The 23601-nt window shown below is 71.9% G+C and carries 22 protein-coding genes; 16 read left to right on the plus strand and 6 right to left on the minus strand.

The window, feature by feature from the left end:
• The first annotated feature begins 2 nt into the window (after positions 1–2).
• The 7 genes from ACZ5GP_RS08595 to ACZ5GP_RS08625 are packed head-to-tail and all read left to right on the plus strand — an operon-like array spanning position 3 to position 7684.
• Positions 3–1028, plus strand: a complete 1026-nt coding sequence (locus ACZ5GP_RS08595) for an NAD-dependent epimerase/dehydratase family protein (protein WP_468750082.1) — start codon at positions 3–5, stop codon at positions 1026–1028.
• A 17-nt stretch (positions 1029–1045) separates the two neighbouring features.
• Positions 1046–2338 carry a DUF4910 domain-containing protein gene (locus tag ACZ5GP_RS08600; protein ID WP_468750172.1) on the plus strand — a complete coding sequence of 431 codons (1293 nt, stop codon included), beginning with the start codon at positions 1046–1048 and terminating at the stop codon, positions 2336–2338.
• Positions 2335–3627 (plus strand): hypothetical protein, encoded by a 1293-nt coding sequence (locus ACZ5GP_RS08605; RefSeq protein WP_468750083.1) that lies wholly within the window; start codon positions 2335–2337, stop codon positions 3625–3627. Before ACZ5GP_RS08600 ends, ACZ5GP_RS08605 begins: the two co-directional genes overlap by 4 nt.
• Positions 3624–4571, plus strand: coding sequence for a glycosyltransferase family 2 protein (locus tag ACZ5GP_RS08610; RefSeq protein WP_468750084.1), 948 nt, complete (start codon positions 3624–3626; stop codon positions 4569–4571). Before ACZ5GP_RS08605 ends, ACZ5GP_RS08610 begins: the two co-directional genes overlap by 4 nt.
• Positions 4568–5791 (plus strand): polysaccharide pyruvyl transferase family protein, encoded by a 1224-nt coding sequence (locus tag ACZ5GP_RS08615; RefSeq protein WP_468750085.1) that lies wholly within the window; start codon positions 4568–4570, stop codon positions 5789–5791. The genes ACZ5GP_RS08610 and ACZ5GP_RS08615 overlap by 4 nt, the downstream gene beginning before the upstream one ends.
• A complete protein-coding gene (locus tag ACZ5GP_RS08620) occupies positions 5788–6351 on the plus strand; it encodes a dTDP-4-dehydrorhamnose 3,5-epimerase family protein (RefSeq protein ID WP_358577646.1) in 564 nt (187 codons plus the stop codon). Before ACZ5GP_RS08615 ends, ACZ5GP_RS08620 begins: the two co-directional genes overlap by 4 nt.
• Positions 6352–6358: 7 nt before the next feature.
• Complete coding sequence (locus tag ACZ5GP_RS08625; protein ID WP_468750086.1) at positions 6359–7684, plus strand: glutamate-1-semialdehyde 2,1-aminomutase; 1326 nt, start codon at positions 6359–6361, stop codon at positions 7682–7684.
• 74 nt (positions 7685–7758) lie between these two features.
• On the opposite strand, the gene ACZ5GP_RS08630 is transcribed toward ACZ5GP_RS08625, so the two are convergent.
• Both ACZ5GP_RS08630 and ACZ5GP_RS08635 read right to left on the minus strand, forming a co-directional pair.
• On the minus strand, positions 7759–8460 hold the full coding sequence (locus tag ACZ5GP_RS08630; protein ID WP_468750087.1) for a phosphatase PAP2 family protein: 702 nt from the start codon (positions 8458–8460) through the stop codon (positions 7759–7761).
• Positions 8461–8670: 210 nt separating this feature from the next.
• Entirely contained in the window at positions 8671–9243 is a 573-nt protein-coding gene (locus ACZ5GP_RS08635; RefSeq protein ID WP_468750088.1) for an ArsR/SmtB family transcription factor, read from the minus strand.
• Positions 9244–9319: 76 nt separating this feature from the next.
• Here ACZ5GP_RS08635 and ACZ5GP_RS08640 point away from each other — a divergent pair, with 76 nt between their 5' ends.
• Positions 9320–10054 (plus strand): hypothetical protein, encoded by a 735-nt coding sequence (locus ACZ5GP_RS08640; protein WP_468750089.1) that lies wholly within the window; start codon positions 9320–9322, stop codon positions 10052–10054.
• Positions 10055–10177: 123 nt separating this feature from the next.
• Here the strand turns inward: ACZ5GP_RS08640 and ACZ5GP_RS08645 are convergent, their stop codons facing one another.
• Positions 10178–11104: a cation diffusion facilitator family transporter gene (locus tag ACZ5GP_RS08645; RefSeq protein ID WP_468750090.1), complete on the minus strand. Its 927-nt coding sequence runs from the start codon at positions 11102–11104 to the stop codon at positions 10178–10180.
• A 57-nt stretch (positions 11105–11161) separates the two neighbouring features.
• Positions 11162–12253, minus strand: coding sequence for a mechanosensitive ion channel family protein (locus tag ACZ5GP_RS08650; RefSeq protein ID WP_358577656.1), 1092 nt, complete (start codon positions 12251–12253; stop codon positions 11162–11164).
• Between the two features lie 370 nt (positions 12254–12623).
• On the opposite strand from ACZ5GP_RS08650, the gene ACZ5GP_RS08655 reads away from it, so the two are divergent.
• The 8 genes from ACZ5GP_RS08655 to ACZ5GP_RS08690 all read left to right on the plus strand — a co-directional run bounded on the left by ACZ5GP_RS08655 (position 12624) and on the right by ACZ5GP_RS08690 (position 20966).
• Positions 12624–13757: an amidinotransferase gene (locus ACZ5GP_RS08655; protein WP_468750091.1), complete on the plus strand. Its 1134-nt coding sequence runs from the start codon at positions 12624–12626 to the stop codon at positions 13755–13757.
• A 52-nt stretch (positions 13758–13809) separates the two neighbouring features.
• A complete protein-coding gene (locus ACZ5GP_RS08660; protein WP_468750092.1) occupies positions 13810–15066 on the plus strand; it encodes an ABC transporter substrate-binding protein in 1257 nt (418 codons plus the stop codon).
• Positions 15063–16007 (plus strand): carbohydrate ABC transporter permease, encoded by a 945-nt coding sequence (locus tag ACZ5GP_RS08665; protein WP_468750093.1) that lies wholly within the window; start codon positions 15063–15065, stop codon positions 16005–16007. The genes ACZ5GP_RS08660 and ACZ5GP_RS08665 overlap by 4 nt, the downstream gene beginning before the upstream one ends.
• Positions 16000–16839 carry a carbohydrate ABC transporter permease gene (locus ACZ5GP_RS08670; protein ID WP_468750094.1) on the plus strand — a complete coding sequence of 280 codons (840 nt, stop codon included), beginning with the start codon at positions 16000–16002 and terminating at the stop codon, positions 16837–16839. The genes ACZ5GP_RS08665 and ACZ5GP_RS08670 overlap by 8 nt, the downstream gene beginning before the upstream one ends.
• A gap of 105 nt (positions 16840–16944) precedes the next feature.
• A complete protein-coding gene (locus ACZ5GP_RS08675; protein WP_468750095.1) occupies positions 16945–17994 on the plus strand; it encodes an aldo/keto reductase in 1050 nt (349 codons plus the stop codon).
• 181 nt (positions 17995–18175) lie between these two features.
• Positions 18176–19522, plus strand: coding sequence for a radical SAM protein (locus ACZ5GP_RS08680; protein ID WP_468750096.1), 1347 nt, complete (start codon positions 18176–18178; stop codon positions 19520–19522).
• A 112-nt stretch (positions 19523–19634) separates the two neighbouring features.
• A complete protein-coding gene (locus ACZ5GP_RS08685) occupies positions 19635–20363 on the plus strand; it encodes an SDR family oxidoreductase (RefSeq protein WP_468750097.1) in 729 nt (242 codons plus the stop codon).
• A gap of 36 nt (positions 20364–20399) precedes the next feature.
• The gene (locus tag ACZ5GP_RS08690) at positions 20400–20966 is read left to right on the plus strand and encodes a GNAT family N-acetyltransferase (RefSeq protein ID WP_468750098.1); all 567 of its coding nucleotides are present in this window, start codon (positions 20400–20402) and stop codon (positions 20964–20966) included.
• A gap of 9 nt (positions 20967–20975) precedes the next feature.
• Here ACZ5GP_RS08690 and ACZ5GP_RS08695 read toward each other — a convergent pair whose 3' ends face one another.
• Positions 20976–22502, minus strand: a complete 1527-nt coding sequence (locus tag ACZ5GP_RS08695; RefSeq protein ID WP_468750099.1) for an amino acid permease — start codon at positions 22500–22502, stop codon at positions 20976–20978.
• A 58-nt stretch (positions 22503–22560) separates the two neighbouring features.
• Positions 22561–23553: a hypothetical protein gene (locus tag ACZ5GP_RS08700; protein WP_468750100.1), complete on the minus strand. Its 993-nt coding sequence runs from the start codon at positions 23551–23553 to the stop codon at positions 22561–22563.
• Between the last annotated feature and the right edge of the window lie 48 nt (positions 23554–23601).

The raw sequence follows: 23601 nt of genomic DNA on the forward strand, positions 1-23601 counted from the left end.
CCTTGCGCGTACTACTGACCGGACACCAGGGCTACCTGGGCACCGTCATGGCCCCGGTCCTCACGGCCGCCGGCCACGACGTCGTCGGCCTCGACTCCGGCCTGTTCGCCGACTGCGTCCTCGGCCCGCCGCCCGCGGACCCGCCGGGCCACCGGGTGGACCTGCGCGACGTCACGGCCGAACACGTCGCCGGCGTGGACGCCGTGATCCACCTGGCCGCACTCTCCAACGACCCCCTCGGCGCGCTGGCGCCCGACCTCACCTACGACATCAACCACCACGCGTCCGTACGGCTGGCCCGGCTGGCCCGCGAGGCCGGGGTGCGGCGCTTCCTGTACGCGTCGACCTGCTCGGTCTACGGAGCCGCCGGCGGCGGCGACCTCGTGGGCGAGGACGCCCCGCTGCGCCCCGTGACGCCGTACGCGGAGTCCAAGGTGCGGGTGGAGGACGACCTGCACGCCCTGGCCGACGACGACTTCAGCCCGGTGTTCCTGCGCAACGCCACCGCCTTCGGCTATTCCCCCCGGCTGCGCGCCGACATCGTGCTGAACAACCTCGTGGGCCACGCCCTGCTGTCCGGCGAGGTCCTCGTGCTCTCCGACGGCACGCCCTGGCGCCCGCTGGTGCACGCCGCCGACATCGCCAAGGCCTTCACGGCCGCGCTGGACGCGCCCCGCGAGGCGGTGCACGACCGGGCGTTCAACATCGGCAGCGAGACCAACAACGTCACGGTCGCCGAGATCGCCGAACAGGTCGCGGAGGCGGTGTCCGGCGCCAAGGTGGTGATCACCGGCGAGAACAGCGCCGACCCGCGGTCCTACCGGGTGGACTTCTCCCGGTTCCGCGCCGCGATACCGGGCTTCGCGTGCGCCTGGACGGTCGAGCGCGGCGCGCTCGAACTCGCCGACGCCTACCGGGAGCACGGCCTGACCCGGGAGGCCTTCGAGCAGCGCTTCACGCGGCTCGCCGTCCTGCGCGCGGCGACCGGGGCCGGCACCGTGGACGACACCCTGCGGCGGCGCCGGTGACGGGGCACGGCGAGGAGATGCACGCCCTGGTGGAGCGGCTGTATCCGCTGTGCCGGAGCATCACCGGCGACGGTGTGCGCGCCACCCTGGAGATCGTCGACGAGTACCTGCCGCTTCAGGTCCACGAGGTGCCGACCGGGACGCAGGTGCTCGACTGGACGGTGCCGCAGGAGTGGAACATCCGGGACGCCTACATCGCCGACGCCACGGGCCGCCGCGTCGTCGACTTCGCCGCGTCCAGCCTGCACGTGCTCGGCTACAGCGTGCCGGTGGCGAGGACCATGCCGCTCACCGAGCTGCGGAAGCACCTGCACACCCTGCCGGACCAGCCCACCCTGGTGCCCTACCGCACCAGCTACTACAAGCCGGACTGGGGCTTCTGCCTCTCCCAGGAGACCCTGGACGCGCTGCCGGACGGCGAGTACGAGGTGCGCGTCGACTCCACCCTCGCCGACGGCCACCTCACCTACGCCGAACACGTCGTGCCCGGCCAGGTCGCCGACGAGGTCATCGTCTCCTGCCACGTCTGCCACCCGTCACTGGCCAACGACAACCTCGCCGGCATCGCCGTCGCGACGTTCCTGGCCAGGGCGCTGGCGGCGGAGACGCCGTACTACACGTACCGGTTCATCTTCGCGCCCGGCACCATCGGTGCGATCACCTGGCTGGCCCGCAACAGAGAACGGGTCGACGGGGCGTCCTTCGGCCGGGCGGAACCGGGAGGGCGGGGGAGAGTCCGGCACGGCCTGGTGCTGGCCTGCGCGGGCGACCGGGGCACACTGACGTACAAGCAGAGCAGGCGCGGCGACGCGGAGATCGACCGGGTGCTGCGGCACGTACTGGCCACCTCCGAACGTCCGCACGAGATCCGGGAGTTCACCCCCTACGGCTACGACGAGCGGCAGTACTGCTCGCCCGGTTTCGATCTCGGCGTGGGCTCCCTCAGCCGTACGCCGTACGCCGGCTACCCCGAGTACCACACCTCGGCGGACAACCCCGACTTCGTCTCCCCGGAGGCGATGGCGGACACGCTCGCCGTCTGCCGCGAGGCCTTCGCCGTCCTCGACCGCAACCGCCGCTACCTCAACCTCAGCCCCTACGGCGAACCGCAGCTCGGTCGGCGCGGCCTGTACGACTCGCTCGGCGGCCGCAGCGACGCGCACCACGCCCAGCTGGCCATGCTGTGGGTGCTCAGCCTCTCCGACGGTGAGCACAGCCTGCTGGACATCGCCGAGCGGGCCGCCCTGCCGTTCGACGCCGTCGCCGCCGCGGCCGACGCCCTGCGCGGCGCCGGACTCCTCAAGGCATGACGCCGATGGCCACCGGACGCCGGAAGACGGCGCGGCCCACCGCCAAGCGGGCCATGCTCGGCCGGCTGTCCTGGGGCCTTGCCGACCAGGCGGCCTCCAGCATGACCAACTTCGCGGTGGGCATCTACGTCGCCCGCTCGCTCGGCCTTGCGGCGTTCGGCGTGTTCAGCCTGGCCTGGGTGACCTACGGCGTGGTGCTCAGCGTCTCCCGCGGGCTCGCCACCGACCCGCTCGTGGTGCGCTTCAGCGGCGTGCCGGACGCGTCCTGGCGAGCGGCGGTGGCCCGCTCGTCGGGCGCCGCGCTCGGGGTCGGTGCCGTCGTCGGCGCGGCCTGCCTGGCGACCGGGCTCGCCGCCGGCGGCTCCGTGGGGCCCGCGTTCGCCGGCCTCGGCGTCATGCTGCCGGGACTGCTGCTCCAGGACGCCTGGCGGTACTCGTTCTTCGCCGCCGGCGCCGGGCGGAAGGCGTTCGTCAACGACCTCGTGTGGGGCGTCGCGCTCATCCCCGCCATGGTGGTGGCCGCCCGCGTGGGCAGCGTGAGCGCCTTCGTGCTCGCCTGGGGCGCGTCCGCCGCCGTCGCCGCGCTCTACGGCTGCTTCCAGTCCGGCATCCGGCCCCGCCCGACCGGGGCCCGCGCATGGCTTCGCGTCCACCACGACCTCGGCTACCGGTACCTGGCCGAGAACGTCAGCACCAGCGGCGCGAGCCAGTTGCGGGCGTACGGCCTCGGCGCGATCGTCGGGGTCGGCGCCGTCGGCACGATCCGGGGCGCCGAACTCCTGCTCGGCCCGTTCCTCGCCGTTCTGATGGGCCTTTCGCTGGTCACCGTCGCGGAGGCGGCACGGGTGCTGCGCGCTTCCCCGCACCGCCTCGGCATGTTCTGCCTCCTGCTGGGCGGTGCGCAGGCCGTCGCCGCGCTGCTCTGGGGCGCGGCGCTGCTCCTCGTACCGGACCGGGCCGGCGAACTGGTGCTCGGCGACGTCTGGAGCTCCGCCTCGCAGCTCATCGTGCCGGCCACGCTCGGCGTCGCGGGCGCCGGCCTCGGCACCGGCGCGGCGGCCGGGCTGCGCGCGCTCGCCGCCGCCCGGCGCAGCCTGCGCGGCCAGCTGTTCGCCTCCGCCTGCTACGTCGTCGGCGGCCTCGGCGGGGCGGCCGTGGCCGGCACGGTCGGCTCGGCCTGGGGCGTGGCCGCCGCGACCGTCGGCGCCTGCGCGGTGTGGTGGCTGCACCTGCGGTCCGCCCTGCGCGAGCGCCACCACAACCCCATCCGTGAAGTGAGGACACCATGAGCGCCCATCCCCGGCTGAGCATCGGCCTGCCCGTGTACAACGGCGAGGAGTATCTCGCCGAGTCGCTCGACGCCCTGCTCGGCCAGACCTACGAGGACTTCGAGCTGGTCATCACCGACAACGCCTCGACCGACGGGACCGAGGACATCTGCCGCAAGTACGCGGCGCGGGACTCCCGCATCCGCTGCATCCGGCTGCCCCGGAACATCGGGGCCGCGCCGAACCACAACTACGTGTTCACCCAGTGCCGCGGAGAACTGTTCAAGTGGGCCTCGCACGACGACCTCTACGCCCGGGACCTGCTGCGGCGCTGCGTCGAGGTGCTGGACGAGCGGCCCGAGGTGGTCCTCGCGCACAGCGGCCAGGCGGTCATCGACGAGGACGGCCGGGTGAAGGTCCCCTACGACTACGGGCTCGCCACCGACTCGCCGCACGCGCCGGAGCGTTTCCGCAGCCTGCTGTTCGAGCCCGGCGGCGACGACTTCTACGGGGTGATGCGGGCCGACGTGCTGCGCCGCGTGAAGCCGCACGACAGCTACCACCACGCGGACCGCACATTCGTCGCCGAGATCACCCTGCACGGGCCCTTCCACCAGGTGCCGGAACTGCTGTACTTCCGCCGCGACCACCCCACCCGTGCCGAGCGGGCCAACCCCTCCAAGCGCTCCCGGTGCGTCAACCTCGACCCGCGCCGGGCCGGCCCGCTGCACCCGACCCCCCGGCTGCTCGCCGAGTACGTCTGGGGCTTCGCCTCGGCGATCCGGCGGGCGCCGCTGTCGTCGGCCGACCGGCGCGCCTGCTACGGCCACCTGGCCGCGTGGCTGACCAGCCGGGCGCGGCCCGGCGCCGGCGAGCGGGTCGAGGACCGCGCCCCGGTCGACCCCGGCCGGCTCGCCGTCTCCGTGGACGCCCTCGTCGCCGGCCGTGAGGGGAGGCAGGCGTGAGCGCCGTCCGCGTCGGCCTCTTCGGTCTGCTCGGCTCCGGCAACCTCGGCAACGACGGGTCGCTGGAAGCCGTCCTCGGATACCTGCGCGCCGAGCACCCCGAGGCGGTCGTGGACGCGCTGTGCGGGGGACCCGCGACCGTCGCGGCCCGGTACGCGATCCCGGCGACGCGACTGCACTGGTACCGGGGGGAGTACCGCACCGCCTCACGCGCGGGCGCGATCGTGGGGAAGGGCCTCGGCAAAGTCGTGGACGCCGTCCGCACCGCCGCCTGGGTGCGCAGGCACGACGTGGTGATCGTGCCGGGCATGGGCGTCCTGGAGGCCACGCTGCCGCTGCGCCCCTGGGGTTTCCCGTACTCCCTGTTCCTGCTCTGCGCCTCCGGCAGGCTGTTCGGCACCCGGGTCGCACTCGTCGGCGTCGGCGCCGCCCCCATCGGCAGCCGGGCGACCCGGGCCCTGGTGCGCCGGTCGGCGCGGCTGGCCTCGTACCGCTCGTACCGGGACACCCTGTCCCGCGACGCGATGCGGGCGATGGGCGTGGACACCTCGCGCGACGAGGTGCACCCCGACCTCGCCTTCGCCCTGCCGGCACCACGCGCGAGCGCACCACCGGCCGGGCCGGGCGTGGTCTGCGTCGGTGTCATGGCCTTTCACGGCGGCGACGACGACCGCGCCCACGCGGAGGAGATCCATCACCGCTACCTCGACGGGACGACCCGGTTCGTGCGCGCGCTGGCCGAGGAGGGCAGGCCGGTACGGCTGCTCACCGGCGACGCGTGCGACGCGCCGGTGGTCGCCGCGATCCTCGACGCGGTGGGCTCGCCGCTGGTCACCGCGGCCGAGACGGCCTCGCTCACCGACCTGATGAAGGAGACGGCGGCCGCCGAGAGCGTGGTGGCGACCCGCTACCACAACCTGGTCTGCGCCCTGAAGACCGGCACCCCGACGCTGGCGCTCAGCTACGCGGCCAAGAGCGACGCGCTCATGCACCGGATGGGGCTCGGCGCGTACTGCCACCCGGCCCGCGAGGTCGACGCCGACCGGCTGCTCGGCCAGTTCCGCGACCTGGAGCGGCATGCGGCGGAGCTGCGCCTGACCCTCACCGAGCGCAACGCCTCCGTCGAGGACCAACTCAAGCACCAGTTGGCCGAGTTGACCGAGGCTCTGTTCCCCACCACCGACCACGCACAGGGCCACGCCCGGCAGGAGACGCCATGAAAGCGACCGAAGTCCCCCAGATCGCGGGCGCCTTCCTCTTCGAACCGACACCGCACGCCGACGAACGCGGCTTCTTCTGCCGCACCTTCGACGCCGACGTGGTCCGCTCGGTGGGCCTCGACCCGGCCGCCTTCGTCCAGGACAGCGTGTCCCGCTCGGTCCGGGGCGTGGTGCGCGGCCTGCACCTGCGCTCCGGTGCCGGCGAGGCCAAGCTGGTGCGGTGCTCGTACGGGCAGATCTTCGACGTCGTCGTGGACCTGCGGCCGAACTCGCCGACCTACCGCGCCCGGGCCTTCTTCGAGCTGTCCGGCGAGACGCAGCGCACCCTGTACGTCCCGGCGGGGTGCGCGCACGGCTTCCAGGCGCTGACCGGGACCGCCGACACCTCGTACCGGATCGACCGCGGGCACGATCCCGCCGAGGACGTCACGATCGCCTTCGACGACCCCGAGCTGGCCATCCCCTGGCCGCTGCCGGCCACGTCGATGTCCCCGCGGGACCGGCGGGCGCCGAGCCTCGCCGAGGTCCTCAAGCAGTTGCGGCACCAGGAAGAGAGCTGAAGTCGGCGTGGAGAACGAAGAGTTGGACCTCCCACGGTCGCGAGAGGCGAACGAGCGGCTGCACGCCCTGATCCCCGGCGGCGCGCACACGTACGCCAAGGGCGACGACCAGTACCCCGAGAACCTCGCCCCTGTCATCAGCCACGGCCACGGCGCCCACGTGTGGGACGTCGACGGCAACCGCTACGTCGAATACGGCTCCGGCCTGCGGTCGGTCAGCCTCGGGCACGCCCATCCGCGGGTGCTGGAGGCGGTGCGGCGGGAGCTGGACCGCGGCAGCAACTTCGTGCGGCCGTCCATCGTGGAGGTCGAGGCCGCGGAACGCTTCCTGGCCACCGTGCCGACCGCCGAGATGGTGAAGTTCGCGAAGAACGGCTCCGACGCCACCACCGCCGCCGTCCGCCTCGCCCGCGCCGTCACCGGCCGCTCCCGGGTGGCCGTCTGCGCCGACCATCCGTTCTTCTCCGTGGACGACTGGTTCATCGGCACCACGCCGATGTCCGCCGGGATCCCGGCGGCGACCACCGACCTCGCCCTGGGCTTCCCGTACGGGGATCTGGCCGCCACCGACGAACTGCTCACCCGGCACCGGGGCGAGGTCGCCTGCCTGATCCTCGAACCCGCCACCCACACCGAGCCCCCGCCGGGGTACCTCGCCGGGCTGCGCGAGCTGGCCGACCGCCACGGCTGCGTCCTGGTCTTCGACGAGATGATCACCGGCCTGCGCTGGTCCGAGGCGGGCGCCCAGGGTCTGTACGGCGTCGTCCCCGACCTCTCCACGTTCGGCAAGGCGCTGGGCAACGGGTTCGCCGTCTCCGCGCTGGCCGGGCGCCGCGACCTCATGGAGCGGGGCGGGCTGCGGGGAGAGGGCGACCGGGTGTTCCTGCTGTCCACCACACACGGCGCGGAGACACACTCCCTGGCCGCCGCGATGGCCGTGCTCACCACCTATGTGGAGGAGGGCGTCACCGCGCGACTGCACGCACTCGGCGAGCGGTTGGCCGCCGGTGTCCGCGAGGTGGCGGCCGCCGTGGGCGTCGGGGACCACCTCGTCGTCCGGGGGCGGGCCAGCAACCTGGTCTTCGCCACCCTCGACGAGAACGGCCGGCCGTCGCAGCGGTACCGCACCCTGTTCCTGCGGCACCTTCTCGCGGGCGGGGTGCTCGCGCCGTCGTTCGTGGTGAGCAGCGCGCTCGACGACGCCGACATCGACCACACCGTCGAGGTGGTCGCCCAGGCGTGTGCGGTGTACCGGAAGGCGCTGGACGCCGAGGACCCCACTCCGTGGCTGGCGGGACGGCCGGTGAAGCCCGTGTTCCGGCGCCAGGCGTGAGGTGACGTGCCGGGGAGGTCGGGGTGCCGGGGTGCGGGGCGCCGGAGTGGGGGAGTGCGGGAGTGCCGGCGAGGCTATGGCCGCCCGGCGTCGGCCATCCGGTCGCCCGCCGGGTCGCTTCTCCGGTCCGCCATCCGCTCGCTCGCCCGGTCGACCAGCCACGCGGCGGCCGGGGTCACCGCCAGCGCGGTGCAGCAGCCGCCGAGGGCGTCGGTCGGGTAGTGCGCGCCCAGGGCCACCTGCGCCCAGCCCATGGCGCCGCCGGCGGCCGACGCCGCCAGGAGCACGAGTGAGGTGCCGGTTCGCCTGCCGTGGCCGCTCCGGCCGGTCGCGAGCAACGCCAGTACGAGGGCGAGCGCGGTGAGGAAGGCGGTGTGCCCGCTCGGGTAGGACAGGCTTCCGTCGTGGATGGTGCGGCCCACCAGTGGTTTGAGCAGGGTCGTCGTCCCCACGGTCACACCGGGGCCGACGGCGACGAGGACGGCCGCGCGGGGCCACCGAAGCAGCAGGCAGCACAGCACGGCGCCCAGGACGAGCACCGCCGCTCCGACGGGTTCCCCCAGGAAGTCCGTGACCCCGGCGACGTGCCGCCACGGCGGACGCACACTGTCCGCCGTCGGCTCGACGACCCACCGGTCCACCCGGCCGGGCTCGCTGTGGCCGGCGTACATCACCCCGAGCCCGACGACCGTCGGGGCGGCGAGAGCGGCGACCAGCCCGAGCCACGCGCGCAACGAGGGGGGTAGTACCGGGGCGGCCCCCGGCCGGCCGGTCACCGGCCCACCGCGCCCGGTCGCCCGGCTGCTTGCGGCCCCGCTCCGACCAGGCGTTCCAACGCGAGCCCCCTGTCGTGTACTTCACGCACCCTCAGCGGTGCCACCCTAACCTGCCCGGGAGCACGCTCGGGGGCCGCGCCGACCCTCCCGCTCCCTCCTGGGGACGCCTCGATCCGGTCGGCCGCCGTCCTCCCTCGATCACCCGTGCGGTCAGTCGGTGGGCAGGCCGAACCAGCGCAGGAGCACGGGCCGTGCGTCGGCGGGGGCGTCCTCGGGACCTCGGGCATAGCGCGCGAGCAGGGCCAGATAGTCGTCGTGGAACGCGTCCAGCTCAGCCTTCGTGAGGTGGCTGAGACTGCGTGAACCCCGCATCCAGCCTTCGGACTCCGCCTGTCCGGCGGTGAACTGCCGGGCGAGCTCGACGTCCTCCTCCTTCCGCATCCGGTCCAGTTCGGCCGACATGGCGCGCTCGGCCTCCGTCAGCTCGCCCCGCGGCGGTCGGCGGATGTCGAGGCCGCGGACCCCGCGCCACCAGCGCTCCCGCCCGGTGGAGCGCTCGGGGATGTCTTCGATGAGGCCACTGCGCTCCAGCATGCGCAGGTGGTAGCTGAGCGTCCCGGTGTTCTCGCCGAGGGCGGCGGCCAGGGTGGTCGAGGTGGCCGGGCCGGCCGTGCCGAGGTGGCGCAGGATGCGCAGCCGCAGGGGGTGCGAGAGGGCCTTCAGTGCCGCGGGGCTGTCGACGGTGCGCCGCGCCGCGGCGTCCACTCTCCGCTCTTTCGTCATGCGAGCAGTCTAGCGCGAGAACAGAGATTTCTCTGCAGACCTTCCTCTGCAGAGAAATCTCTGCAATGCTGGGTGCATGACCTCGAACCGAGTGACCTCGAATCGCATGCTCCGCCGCATCACAAGTGCTGCCACGGGGGCTCTGCTGGCCGGGTTCGTCCTGGGTGCCGCACCCGCGCACGGAGTCGAACAGGCGGCGGCGCTGCCCGGGTTCGACTTCTCCGCCTGCCCGGCCGCCGACGAGCTGCCCGCCGGTGCGGATCCCGGCACCTGGCGCTGCGAGGTCATGCACGCCACAGGACATCTGCGCATGGGCGCCGTCGACGAGCCGCTCACCGAACCCATGAAGATCACCTTCGCGGAGGGCCGGGTGGACGGTGAATTCCGTCAGGTCTTCGGCGCGATGACCGCTCCGTCCATCCGGGCCGGAGGCACCCCGTTGACCTTGACTCCACGGTATGGGGGCTACTCGGACTTCCTGTCCGACGAGACCCGGCGCGGCGAGTTCGACATCACGTTCGCCATCGGCGCGGCGCACGGGCCACGGGCTCGGCCGCGGTCGGGCTGCTCGGTGGGCGGTGCGGAGGAGGCGGTCCACCTGGTGCTCAAGGACACCCGCCCCACCCGGGTGATATCGAAGGACCCCCTGGTCGTCTCCTTCGCTACGCAGGACGCGGAGTTCGCCGCCCCGGGCACCAGTGGCTGCGGCGTCCTGGACCGTCCGCTCGACCGGGCCCTTGGCCTGCCGTCCGCAGCGGGGAGGAACGCCTTCACCATGGATGTCACGGTCGCCATCCGGTCCTACACGTAAGTCGCATCCGGTCGGCAAGGGCGCTCTGGGGCCGGTGCCCGACGCCGGTCCGTACTCGCCCCGTACTCGCCCCGTGCTCGCCCCGTGCCGTCACGACGACGGCGTACGTCGCCGGGAGGTGGTTCACAGATGCAGTGCCTCTTCCTCCTCGGTGTGCCCCTCCGGTTCCAGCTGGAGTGTCGAGTGCGCTACGTCGAAATGGCCGGCGACGCATCGTCGGAGGCGGGTGAGGAGATTCCCGTAGCCGCTCGCGAGGGCGGTGTCCGTGACGACCACGTGGGCGGTGAGGACGGGCATCCCCGAGGTGACGGTCCAGCCGTGCAGGTCGTGTACGGCGACGACACCGGGCTCCGCCAGCAGATGGCGCCGCACCTCGCCGAGGTCGACGTCCTGCGGGGTCGCCTCAAGGAGGACGTGGACGGAGTCCCTCAGCAGGCCGTACGCGCGCGGCACGATCAGCAGCCCGATGACGATCGAGGCGATCGGGTCGGCGGCCTGCCACCCCGTGAGCCAGATGACCAGGCCGCCCGCGATCACCGCGAGCGAGCCGAGCGCGTCCCCCAGTACCTCCAGATAGGCGCCGCGCAGATTGAGGCTCTTCTCCTTGGCGTCGCGCAGCAGCCACAGGCCCACCAGATTGGCGAGGAGCCCGCCGACCGCGACCGCGAACATCAGGCCGCCCTCGACCTCCACCGGTTCGCTGAACCGGCCGACCGCCGACCACAGGACCCACCCGAAGACGGCGACGAGGAGCAACGCGTTCAGGACCGCCGAGAAGATCTCCACCCGGTAGAACCCGAAGGTGCGCCGCGGCGTGGGGGCGCGCTGGGCGAGGGTGATGGCCCCGAGGGCGAGAGTGACGCCGACCGCGTCGGTCAGGCTGTGCGCGGCGTCGGCGAGGAGCGCGAGACTGCCGGACAGGAGCGCGCCGGCCACCTGGATGACGGTGATCGAGGCGCTGATGCCGATGGTCCACAGCAGCCGGCCGCGGTACGTCCCGCTGAGCGTGCCGCCCGTCGCCGCGGCGGACGGGCCGTGGTCCTGCCCCATGCCGACGAGTGGATCACGGGGTCGCGCGGCCCGCCACCGAGCGGCCCGCCGGTCGGCTCAGCGCACGCGGGGCGGCATGGAGAGGTCCCGCTGCTGCGGGATGCCGAGCGGTGGCGGCAGTTCGCCCTGCTGGACGGTGATGGCGCGGGCGGGGGCGGGGACCCTGATGCCCTCGGCGCGGTAGCGCTGGTGCAGGCGCTTGATGAACTCGTGCTTGATCCGGTACTGGTCGCTGAACTCGCCGACGCCGAGGATCACCGTGAAGCTGATCCGCGAGTCCCCGAACGTGTGGAAGCGGACGGCCGCCTCGTGGTCGGGGACGGCGCCCGTGATGTCCTTCATGACCTCGTCCACGACCTCGGTCGTGACGCGCTCGACGTGCTCAAGGTCGCTGTCGTAGGCGACCCCGACCTGCACCGTGATGGACAGTTCCTGCTCGGGGCGGCTGAAGTTGGTCATGTTGGTGCTCGCCAGCTTGGCGTTCGGGATGATCACGAGGTTGTTGGAGAGCTGCCGCACCGTCGTGTTGCGCCAGTTGATGTCGACCACGTAGCCCTCCTCGCCGCTGCTCAGCTGGATGTAGTCGCCGGGCTGCACGGTCTTCGCCGCGAGGATGTGGACGCCCGCGAAGAGGTTGGCGAGGGTGTCCTGGAGCGCGAGGGCGACCGCGAGGCCGCCCACCCCGAGGGCGGTGAGCAGCGGCGCGATGGAGATCCCGAGGGTCTGCAGGACGACGAGGAAGCCCATCGCGAGCACGACGACCCGGGTGATGTTCACGAAGATGGTGGCGGAGCCCGCCACCCCGGAGCGGGACTGCGCGAGGGCCCCCACGAGGCCGGTGACGATCCGGGCCGCCGTCAGCGTCGCCGCCAGGATGAGCAGCGCGGTCAGCACCATGGTGACGTTGCGCCCGGTGCGCGGGGTGAGCGGCAGGGCGCCCGCCGCGGCGGCGAGCCCGGCGGTGATGGCCGCGCAGGGCACCAGGGTGCGCAGGGCGTCGACGATGACGTCGTCGCCGCTCCAGCGCGTCCGGCTGGCCCGTTCGCCGAGCCAGCGCAGCAGGGCGCGCAGCAGCAGCCCGGCCGCGACGCCGGCGGCCACCGCGATCCCAGCCATGATCCAGTCGTGCGGTGTGAGCGCTCGGGTCATCGCGTCGCTCCCGTCGTGCGGGGCGAGTGCGCCTGTGCGCGGCGTATGTGATGTGTCGTCACCTTGTGTTACCTGCTCAGGTTCCGGGGGCTCGGTCACGCCGGAACGAAAGGCCCGGCCCGGCGCGGACGTCATCCTGCCCCATCCATGGCCGGCGGGTGCGCCTGCCCCCACCTGGATCTTCACGTTTCGGCCAGGTCTGTCAACCGGTCGGCGGCCTCGTGATGTCGCGTGTGGCGGCGGCATGGATTTCGCGGATGCTGGTACTCGACGCGCTGTGGAACCTCCGAGCGCCCGGCACCGCGCCGGGCGGCGGGAACTCCTCCGAGTCGAGCGCGACCCCGGTCCCTGCGAGCGGAAGCGGTTGAGGATGACGGTGGTGGACAGGCCCGGAAGCACGGCCGCGGAGCAGACCCGCGAGCCCCTCGTCTCGCCGGTCGCCTCGCACAACGAGTGGGATCCGCTGGAGGAGGTGATCGTCGGCCGTCTCGACGGCGCGACCATCCCCTCCAGCCATCCGGTCGTGGCATGCAACATCCCGCCCTGGGCGGCGCGGCTCCAGGGGTTCGCCGCCGGCTTCGCGTATCCGCGCCGGCTCATCGAACCGGCCCAGCAGGAGCTCGACCAGTTCCTCGCCCTCCTGCGGTCCCTCGGCGTCACCGTCACCCGTCCGGACGCGGTCGACCACAGCCGGCGCTTCGCCACGCCCGACTGGTCCTCGCGCGGATTCTGCAACACCTGTCCGCGCGACGGCCTGCTCGTCGTCGGCGACGAGATCATCGAGGCCCCGATGGCGTGGCCGTGCCGGTATTTCGAGACACATTCCTACCGCGGACTCCTCAAGGACTACTTCCGGCGCGGCGCGCGCTGGACGTCGGCGCCGAAACCGCAGCTCACCGACGCGCTGTACGAAAAGGACTTCCGCCCGCCGAACGACGGCGAGCCGATGCGCTACCTCCTCACCGAGTTCGAGCCGGTGTTCGACGCGGCGGATTTCATGCGCGCGGGCCGCGACCTGTTCGTGACACGGAGCAACGTCACCAATCAGCTGGGCATCGAATGGCTGCGCCGCCACCTCGGGCCCGGCTACCGCATCCACGAGATCGAGAGCCGCTGCCGCACGCCCATGCACATCGACACCACCTTCGTCCTGCTCGCGCCGGGGAAGGTGCTGGTCAACCCCGAGTACATCGACGTCGACCGGCTGCCCGACGTGCTCGGCCCCTGGGACGTCCTGATCGCCCCCGAGCCCGACCCGATCGACGAACGCCTGCTCAAGATGACGTCGCTGTGCGGCAAATGGCTGAGCATGAACGTGCTGATGATCGACGAGAAGCGGGTCATCGCGGAGCGGCACCACACCGGCATGCTGCGCGCCCTCGAACAGTGGGGGTTCGAACCGATCCCGTGCGACCTGCTCCACTACGCGCCGTTCGGCGGCTCGTTCCACTGCGCCACCCTGGACGTGCGGCGCCGGGGCACGCTGGAGTCGTACTTCGACTGACCGGCCGCCGCGGACGCCCGCGCCGGCGACTTCTCGGGAGGCGAGGGCGCGTATGCGCAGAAGGACTCTGCTCGGCGGGGCGTTGGCCGCCCCGGTGCTCGCCGCCTGCTCCGGCGGGGGCGACGGCGCGGACGGCGGGGGCAGGACCACTCTGTCGTACGGGATGTGGGACCCGGCACAGGCGCCGGGCATGCGGGAGGTCATCGCCGTGTTCGAGAGACGGCACCCCCGGATATCCGTGCGGATCGCCCTCACTCCCTGGGCGAGCTACTGGACGACCCTCAAGACGTCGATGCGCGGCGGCACCGCCCCCGACGTCTTCTGGATGAACGCCGTCAACTTCCAGCTGTACGCGGCGGGCGGCGTCCTCGAACCGCTCTCCGGCCACATCGCGGCCGACGCCACGCCCATGGACCGCCACCCGAGCTCCCTGGTGCGTCTCTACGCCCACCGCGGCACGCAGTACGGCATCCCCAAGGACTTCGACACCATCGGCCTCTGGTACAACAAGGCGCTCTTCGACAAGGCGGGCATCAAGTACCCCGACGCCGACTGGACGTGGGACGACGTACGTGCGGCGGCGGCCGAACTCACCGATCCACGGCGGCGCGTACACGGCTTCGCCGCGGAGATGGACCGGCAGACGAAGATCTATCCGGCCGTCTGCGGCGCCGGCGGTCACATCCTGAAGGACGGCCGCTCCGGCTTCGGCGACGAGCGGTCCATCGAGGGCCTCCGCTTCCTCACCGACATGATCGACCGGGGCTGGTCACCGCCGCAGAGCGCGATGGTCGAGTCCGTCGGGCGGGTGCGCTACTGGTCGGAGAAGGTCGCCATGAACTACGACCTGTCCGCGATGGCCGGGCAGATGTACGCCGTGCCCGCGCTGCGGGACCACGGCGGCATAGCCGTCCTGCCCAAGGGGCACCGCAGGGCCACCATCATCCACGGCCTCGCGAACGTCATCTCCGCCAAGAGCCGCAAGAAGGAGGCCGCCTGGAAACTCGTGCACTTCATGGCGGGGCGCGAGGCGGCACAGATCCAGGCGAAGGCGGGCGTCACCATCTCCAGCCACGAGGGGACGCAGGACGCCTGGTTGGCGTCGATGCCCGAATTCGAGCTGAAGCACTTCATCGACATGCAGAAGTACGCCGTTCCCTACCCCAGCTCAGAGAACACCGCCGTCTGGGAGAACCTCCAATATCCGCTCCTCGGAGCCGCGTTCAGCGGCAAGGGCGGAATCGAGAGCGCCGCCCGCACCCTGGGCGAACACATGGACCGGGCCCTGAAGGAGGAACGCGCCTCATGAGTGTCTTTCCCGCAGCGGCCGCCTCGAAGGCGGCCGGACGCGGCGCCACCGCGTCCGGCGCGCGCCCCACACCACGCGGTCAGCGCGCCGCCTATCTCTTCGTCGCGCCGCTCGGACTCGGCTTCACCGTCTTCTACTTCTGGCCCCTGCTCCAGACCTTCTACTTCAGCTTCACCGAATTCGGGACGTTCGGCGGACACACCTTCATCGGCGCCGACAACTACGTCCGCGTGGTGAAGGACGTCACCGTCTGGCAGGCACTCGGCAACACGCTCCTCTACAGCGTCATCGGCCTCACCGCCCTGCCGATCGCGATCGTCGTCGCGTCCCTGTTGAACCGGCGCGGCCTGCGCGGCGTCGCCCTCTACCGCGCCCTGTACTTCGTGCCGTTCGTGACGCTTCCCGTCGCCGTCGGACTGGTCTGGAACTGGCTCTACAACGGCGACTTCGGGCTCCTCAACGACCTCCTCGGCCGGTTCGGCGCCGACCGGCACTACTGGGTGTCCGATCCCTCCACAGCCGTCTACGCCATCGGCGCGGTGATGGTCTGGTCGACCACCGGCTACTACCTGATCATTTTCATGGCGGGCATCAAGGGAATCCCGCGGGACTACTACGAGGCCGCCGAACTCGACGGGGCCGGGGCGCTGCGCCGGTTCTTCACCATCACGCTGCCCCTGCTCAGCCCGACCATCTTCTTCGCCTCCGTCATCTGCATGATCAATTCACTGCAGACCTTCGACCTGATCTACATCATGATGGCCGAGAAGAACCCCGCGATCGGCGACACGCAATCCATCGTGGGCCTCTTCTACAAGTGGGCGTTCATCGAGAACGCGCAAGGAGCCGCGGCCGCGCTCGCCTTCCTGCTGATGCTGCTCATCGCCGCCCTGACCTGTCTGCAGTTCCGGCTCCAGAAGCGGTGGGTGCACTATGCCTGACACCCCCGCACGCGGGCGCCGCGCCGGATCCATCGCCACGCACGCCGTCCTGTCCCTGGGCGCGCTCGTGATGGTCTTCCCCTTCCTGTGGCAGCTCCTCACCGCGCTGAAGACCCTCGCCGAGACCTCCCGGGTGCCGCCCACCTTTCTGCCCGACCACTGGAACCGGGCGAGCTTCCAGGAGGTGTTCACCGCGCTGCCGTTCCGCGAGATGCTCACCAACAGCGTGCTCAACACCCTCGGCCGCACCCTCGGCCAGCTGGTGTTCTGCTCGCTCGCCGGCTACGCCTTCGCCCGCATGCGCTTCCGGGGCCGCGACGTCCTGTTCGGGCTGTTCCTGTCGGTCCTGATGGTCCCCGGCTCGCTGCTCGTCCTCCCGCAGTACGACATCGTCCAGCGGCTCGGCCTGCTCAACTCCGCGCCCGCGCTGTTCCTGCCCGGCATGTTCAGCGCCTTCGGCACCTTCATGCTGCGCCAGTTCTTCCTCTCGCTGCCGGGGGAACTGGAGGAGGCCGCCCGCATCGACGGCGCGGGCCCCTTCCGCATCTTCTGGTCCGTCATGCTGCCGCTGATCAGGCCCGCCCTCGCCGCGCTCGCCGTCATCACCGCCATGTGGTCCTGGAACGACCTGCTGTGGCCCCTGGTCGTCAACACCGATCCGCAGAGGATGCCGATCAGCGCCGGACTGACCTCCTTGGAGGGCCAGTACGAGACCAACTACCCGCTGATGATGGCCGGTTCGCTCATCGCGAGCCTGCCGATGCTGCTCGTCTACGTCTTCCTCCAGCGGCACTTCGTCCAGAGCGTCGCCCTGTCCGGCTCCAAGAGCTGAGCCGCCCCGTCGAGGGTCCGTACGCGCCTTGGGGACTTGCCTTGGAGCGGACTCCAGGTCGTAGGGTCCAGCGCAGTCAAGAGGGCGACGACGAAGGAGAAGCGCATGCGCCACCGGGTTCTGGGCGGGACAGGTATCGAGGTCAGCCCCTACTGCCTCGGCACCATGATGTTCGGGGCCGTCGGCAACGCCGATCACGACGACTGCGCACGGATCGTCCACGCCGCGCTGGACGACGGCATCAACTTCGTCGACACCGCCGACATGTACTCGGCCGGGGAGTCGGAGACGATCGTCGGCAAGGCGCTCAAGGGCCGGCGCGACGACGTCGTGCTCTCGACCAAGTTCCACTTCCCGATGGGGGAGGGCCCCAACCAGGGCGGCAACTCACGGCGCTGGATCGTGCGGGCCGTGGAGGACAGCCTGCGACGGCTCGGAACGGACTGGATCGACCTCTACCAGGTGCACCGGCCGGACCCCGCCACCGACATCGAGGAGACGCTCTCCGCCCTGACCGATCTGGTGCGCCAGGGCAAGATCAGAGCGTTCGGCTGCTCCACCTTCCCCGCGGAGGAGATCGTCGAGGCCCACCACGTGGCCGACCGCCGCGGCCTCCAGAGGTTCCGCACCGAGCAGCCCCCGTACTCACTGTTGGCCCGGGGCATCGAGAAGCACGTGCTGCCGGTGGCGCAGCGACTGGGCATGGGAGTGCTCACCTGGAGCCCCTTGGCCTCGGGATTCCTGACCGGCCGCTACCGCAAGGGGCAGGCCCTGGACCTGAGCAGCGGACGCCCGGCCCTGCACCCGGGCCGCTTCGATCCGGCGGCACCGCTCACCGCGGCGAAGCTGGAGGCCGTCGAGCGGCTCGTCGCCGTGGCCGAGGAGGTGGGCTGCTCCCTGCCTGAGCTGGCGACCGCCTTCCCGCTCGCCCACCCGGCCGTCACCTCGGTGATCATCGGCCCACGCACCATGGAGCAGCTGCGCGACACCCTCCAGGGCGCGTCCGTGGCCCTGGACGACGCCGCCCTCGACCGGATCGACGAGATCGTGCCGCCCGGTACGGACGTGTACCCGCCGGACGGCGTCTGGGCCCCCCGGTCCCTGACCACCCCGGCGCTCCGCCGGCGCCCGGCGGATTCCCGCCCGGCGGCCTGACGCGCGGCGCAGCCTCGGGCGGGCGTGCGGGGCATCGGCTCGTACGGGCGGGAGGGCATACCGCCCAAAGCCTAGACCCGCGGCGGACGCGGCCCGCGACCGGAGCCGGATCCGCGAAGGGCCGGGCGGGTATTAGCGTGGACGGGACAGATCGACGACAAGGATCCGAGGTGCCCGGCCCATGCCAAGCCGCAGCGAGAACCGTACTCAGCTCATCGAGTCACTCATGGAGCGGTTCCCGCACGTGCCGCGGGAGGCCGTGATCAAGGAGGACCTCCTGCGCGGCGGCATCGCCTTCGACGAGTCCGCCCTCAGCGACAACGAAGGCGGCGAGGTCAAGCCGAAGTCGTACTTCATCTTCTCCTTCGACCACGGCACCCTCCCCGAGCTGGGCGCCGCCGCGCTGCGCCGCCCGCCCGAGGAGATCGTCCTGACCGGCGGCCCCTACGAGCTGCGCCGCACCGTCGTGTCGGTGCGCGTGAACCCGGCCTCTCCCTACCGGGTCGCCGCCGACGACCACGGCGTGCTCGGCCTCTACCTCGACGGCGTGCGCATCTCCGACGTCGGCCTGCCGCCCATGCCGGACTACTACCGGCACACGCTGGAGAACGGCAAGTCCGTCATGGAGGTGGCGCCCACCATCCAGTGGGGCTACCTCATCTACCTGACGGTCTTCCGGGTCTGCCAGTACTTCGGCGCCAAGGAGGAGTGCCAGTACTGTGACATCAACCACAACTGGCGCCAGCACAAGGCGGCGGGCCGCCCCTACACGGGCGTGAAGCCGGTGGAGGAGGTCCTGGAGGCCCTCGCCATCATCGACAAGTACGACACCGGCAAGACCTCCACCGCGTACACGCTGACCGGGGGCGCCATCACCTCGCAGATCGGCGGCAAGGACGAGGCGGACTTCTACGGGCAGTACGCCAAGGCCATCGAGGAGCGCTTCCCCGGCCGCTGGATCGGCAAGGTCGTCGCGCAGGCCCTGCCCAAGGCGGACGTGCAGCGCTTCCACGACTACGGCGTGCGGATCTACCACCCGAACTACGAGGTGTGGGACCCCTACCTCTTCGAGCGGTACTGCCCCGGCAAGGAGCGCTACGTCGGCCGCGACGAGTGGCACCGGCGCATCCTGGACTCCGCGGAGGTCTTCGGGCCGCGCAACGTGATCCCGAACTTCGTCGCGGGCGTGGAGATGGCGGAGCCGTTCGGCTTCAAGACGGTCGACGAGGCCATCGACTCCACCGTCGAGGGCCTGCAGTACTTCATGTCGCGGGGCATCACGCCCCGGTTCACCACGTGGTGCCCGGAGCCGACGACGCCGCTCGGCAAGGCGAATCCTCAGGGGGCGCCGTTGGAGTACCACGTGCGACTCCTTGAGGCATACCGGGCGACGATGGAGGCGAACGGGCTCTCCTCGCCGCCCGGGTACGGGCCGGCCGGGCCCGGCAACGCGGTCTTCTCGGTCAGCTCCTTCATGGACAGCCTCCCCGCGGACCAGGCGGCCCCCGAAGACACCCTCGCTCCCTGAAACGTCCGGTGCCCCGGACTGACCGCCGCGGCGGACCCACGGGCCGCCCCCCCGCCGCTCGCGGCGAACCCGTGGCGCCAGTCATCCGCCCCCCCCCCGGACCGGAGGTCCCATGCAGAACCCCGTAACCGTCATAACCGGCGGCAGCCGCGGCATCGGCGCGGCCATCGGTGGCCGGCTCGCCGAGGACGGTCACGACGTCGTCATCGGGTACCGCTCGGACGAGGCCGCCGCCAAGAAGGCCGCCGAGGCGGTCCGCACCGCCGGGCGCCACTGTCTGACCGTGCGCGTCGACACCGCCGACGAGGGCGACGTCGACCACCTCTTCGACGCCGCCGCGGCACTCGGTCCCGTCACGGGGCTGGTCAACAACGCGGGGGTGAGCGGCCCCGTCGGCCCCCTCGCGGAGGCCGACGCCGAGGGGATGCGCCGCGCGCTGGAGGTGAACGTACTGGGTTATCTGCTCTGTGCCCGGCGCGCGGTACGGGACCTGAAGGCGCACGGCGGCGGCGCGATCGTGAACATCTCCTCCGCCGCCGCGACGCTCGGCTCGCCGGGGGAGTACGTCCACTACGCCGCCGCGAAGGGCGCCGTCGACACCATGACGGTCGGCCTGGCCAAGGAGGTCGCCGCGGACGGCATCCGCGTCAACGCCGTCGCTCCCGGCGTCATCTGGACCGAGTTCCACGCCGACCCGCAGCGCCCCGCGAAGCTCGCCCCGGGCATCCCGATGGGCCGCTCGGGTCAGCCCTCGGAGGTCGCCGCGGCTGTTTCGTGGCTGCTCTCGGACGACGCCTCGTACACGACCGGCACGGTCCTGCGGGTCGCCGGCGGCCGCTGACCCGCCCGCGCGCCGGCTCCTCGTACGCTGGTTCGCATGAGCGGAGCAGAGGCAGAGGCAGCACTCGCGGCGGACGTGCTCATGCGGCCCGTCGCGTTCGACGACGCGGAGGCGCTCGCGCGCGCCTACCGCCGCAACCGCGCCCACCTCGCCCCCTGGGACCCCGACCGGCCCGAGTCGTTCTACACCGTCGACGGCCAGGCCGAGCGGGTCCGGGGGCAGGTGGCGGACATGCGGGCGGGCCGGAGCGCGCACTGGGTGCTCGTCGCGGGCGAGGAGGTCGTCGGGCACGCCGCCCTGTCGCACGTCGTGTTCGGCCCCGCCCGCAGCGCGAACCTCGGCTACTGGGTCGACGCCGGTCAGGTCGGCCGGGGCCTCGCGTCCGCCGCGGCGCGCCACGTCTGCGCGGTGGCCGACACCCACCTCGGCCTGCACCGGGTCGAGGCGGGCACCCTGCTCCACAACACCGCCTCACAGCGCGTGCTCGCCAAATGCGGATTCCAGGAGTACGGCCTCGCACCGAACTCCCTCTACATCAACGGCGCCTGGCGCGACCACCGGCTGTTCCAGAAGATCCTCAACGATCGCCCCGCGCCGCTCTAGGCGCCTGCCTCAGACGATGCCCTCGGCGACCTCGGCCTGCTCGCGGTCCGAGCCGTACGCCTGCGGCGTGCTGTACGAGCGGCGCGCCACGAACCACCACACGGTGGCCAGGATCAGCACCACGGCCAGCGCGATCGACGCGTAGTTCATCGTCTCGGCCGTCACCGGTGAGGTCTGCGGCAGGCAGAACAGGACGGTCACGAACGCCACCCAGACCACCGCGATCCAGCCGATGGGCCGGCTCCAGCGGCCCAGGTTCCACGGCCCGGGCCGGAAGCGGTCGCCGGCGCGCAGCCGCAGGAAGATCGGAATGGCGTAGGCCGGCGTGATGCCGATGACGTTGATGGCGGTCACGGCGGTGTACGCGGTCGTGGAGTACAGCGAAGGCAGCGCGATCACGGCGGCCAGGCCCACCGAGAGCCACACGGCGGGCACCGGCACCTGGGTGCGGGAGCTGACCTTGCGCCACAGCGCGGAGCCGGGCAGCGCGTTGTCGCGGGAGAACGCGAACACCATGCGGCTCGCCGCCGCCGTCTCGGCGTTGCCGCAGAAGAGCTGTGCCACGATCACGATGAACAGCAGCGCCGTCGCACCGGACTCGCCCAGCGCGTCGATCATGATCTGGGCGGGCGGCACACCGGTGTCCGTCTTCAGCGTGCCCGCGTAGTCCTGGATGGCGAAGGTGAGCCCGGCGAGCAGCACGAACCCGGCGATCCACGACGCCCAGATGGCGCGCACGATGCCGCGCGCCGCCGTCACCGACGCGTTGGAGGTCTCCTCGGACAGGTGGGCGGACGCGTCGTACCCGGAGAAGGTGTACTGGGCGAGGAGCAGGCCGATCGCCGTGACGTAGAGCGGGTTGTCCCAGCCGGTGCCGTCGTTGTACATGGTCAGGACGTCCGACACCGACTGGTGGTGGTCCGGCACGATGGCGAGCGCGCCGACGATCACGGTGACACCGGCCAGGTGCCACCACACGCTGATGGAGTTGAGCAGGCTCACCAGGCGTACGTTGAACAGGTTCAGGACGGCGTGCAGCAGCAGGATGCACAGGAAGATCAGGAAGGTCTTCTCGGCAGTCGGCGTGAAGCCGAACCGCAGGTTCAGGAACGCCCCGGTGAACAGCGCGGCGCCGTAGTCGATGCCGGCTATCGCGCCGAGCAGCCCGAGCAGGTTCAGCCAGCCGGTGTACCAGCCCCAGCGGCGCCCACCGAGCCGGTCGGCCATGTAGTACAGGGCCCCCGACGTCGGGTACGCGCTGGTGACCTCGGCGAGCGCGAGACCCACGCAGAGCACGAAGAGGCCGACACCGGCCCAGCCCCAGAGCATCACGGCCGGACCGCCGGTGACCATCCCGAAGCCGTACAGCGTCATGCAGCCGGACAGGATGGAGATGACGGAGAAGCTGATGGCGAAGTTGCCGAAACCGCCCATGCGGCGGGCCAGGACGGGCTGGTAGCCGAGTTCCCTGAGTCTTTCCTCCTCGTCCTGGCGTGGCGCGGGGACGGTGCTCGACGACCAGGTGGTGCGGGACACGGATGGACCTCCGGATGGGGGAGCGGGGAGCGGGGACGGGGCGGGGGCGGGCGGTTGCCTAGCCCGGTGTGCGGGAGGCCGCGAAGCTGCGGGCGCGGGCCTGGACGAAGACCTCGGCGGCCGCGTCCGTGTCCTGGGGGGAGTGCGTGCGGTACGTCCACGGCGCGACGGTGAAGAAGGGGTCGAGCGCCTCGAACACCCGGGCCGCGTCGTGGAACTGGTGCGCGCCCCACAGCGCGTGCGCCAGGTGGTTGAGGTCCAGGAGCGAGGTCGCCGTGGGCAGCGCGTGGTCGAACCACAGGTGCAGGGCGCGCAGCGCGCCGCGCGTCGCGTCCTCCGAGATCCAGTGCAGGTCGAGTGCCCGTTCGTGGCCGGCTTCCCTGCGGTAGCGCTCAACGCGTACGTACAGGGGCAGCAGATGCAGCGGCGAACCGGCCGGGGCCGCGGCCGACGCCCACTGCACGAAGTTGTACGCCTCGGTGAGCGGGCCCCCGGCCCGGCGCCCGTACACGAACTGGAGCATCCGGTGGTACGCCTCGCGGTTGCCGGGGTCCCGCTTGTCGGCCTCGGCCAGCAGCTGCCACGGGCCGGGGAAGAGCATCGGCTCCGGGGGCGCCAGCCGGTGCTCGTCCCACCGCTGGCCCTCGTCCAGCTGGGCCAGGGCCAGCAGACAGATCCACGGCACGGGGTCCTCCGGCGACAGGGAGGACGCGGCGGCGCACGCGGCGACGGCGTCGCGCCACAGATCGTTGGTGCGCCGGTGCCCGGCCCGGTGGGCACGCAGGGCCCGCTCCACCAGGACGCGGGCGTGCAGGACGGCCGCCGACGCGCTGTGCGGCTCCTCGGCGCGCCAGGCGCGCACCACGTCGGAACCGGCGACGGCGGCCGCCAGTATCTGCGTGCGCTGCGTCCACAGTCCCCAGTCGGGCGTCTCGGTCAGCAGGTTGCGCGTGGAGACCCAGCGACCCGCCTTGAGGTCCTGGAGCACCGCGCGCAACGGTTCGTCGTGGCCCGCCGGGTGATACACCGGACGGCCTAACGGCATCGGCATGAGTCCTCTGTTGGGGGAAGAGGGCGAAGGAGGCGTGTACGTGTCGGG

The sequence above is a fragment of the Streptomyces sp. NPDC031466 genome, from assembly GCF_055581265.1.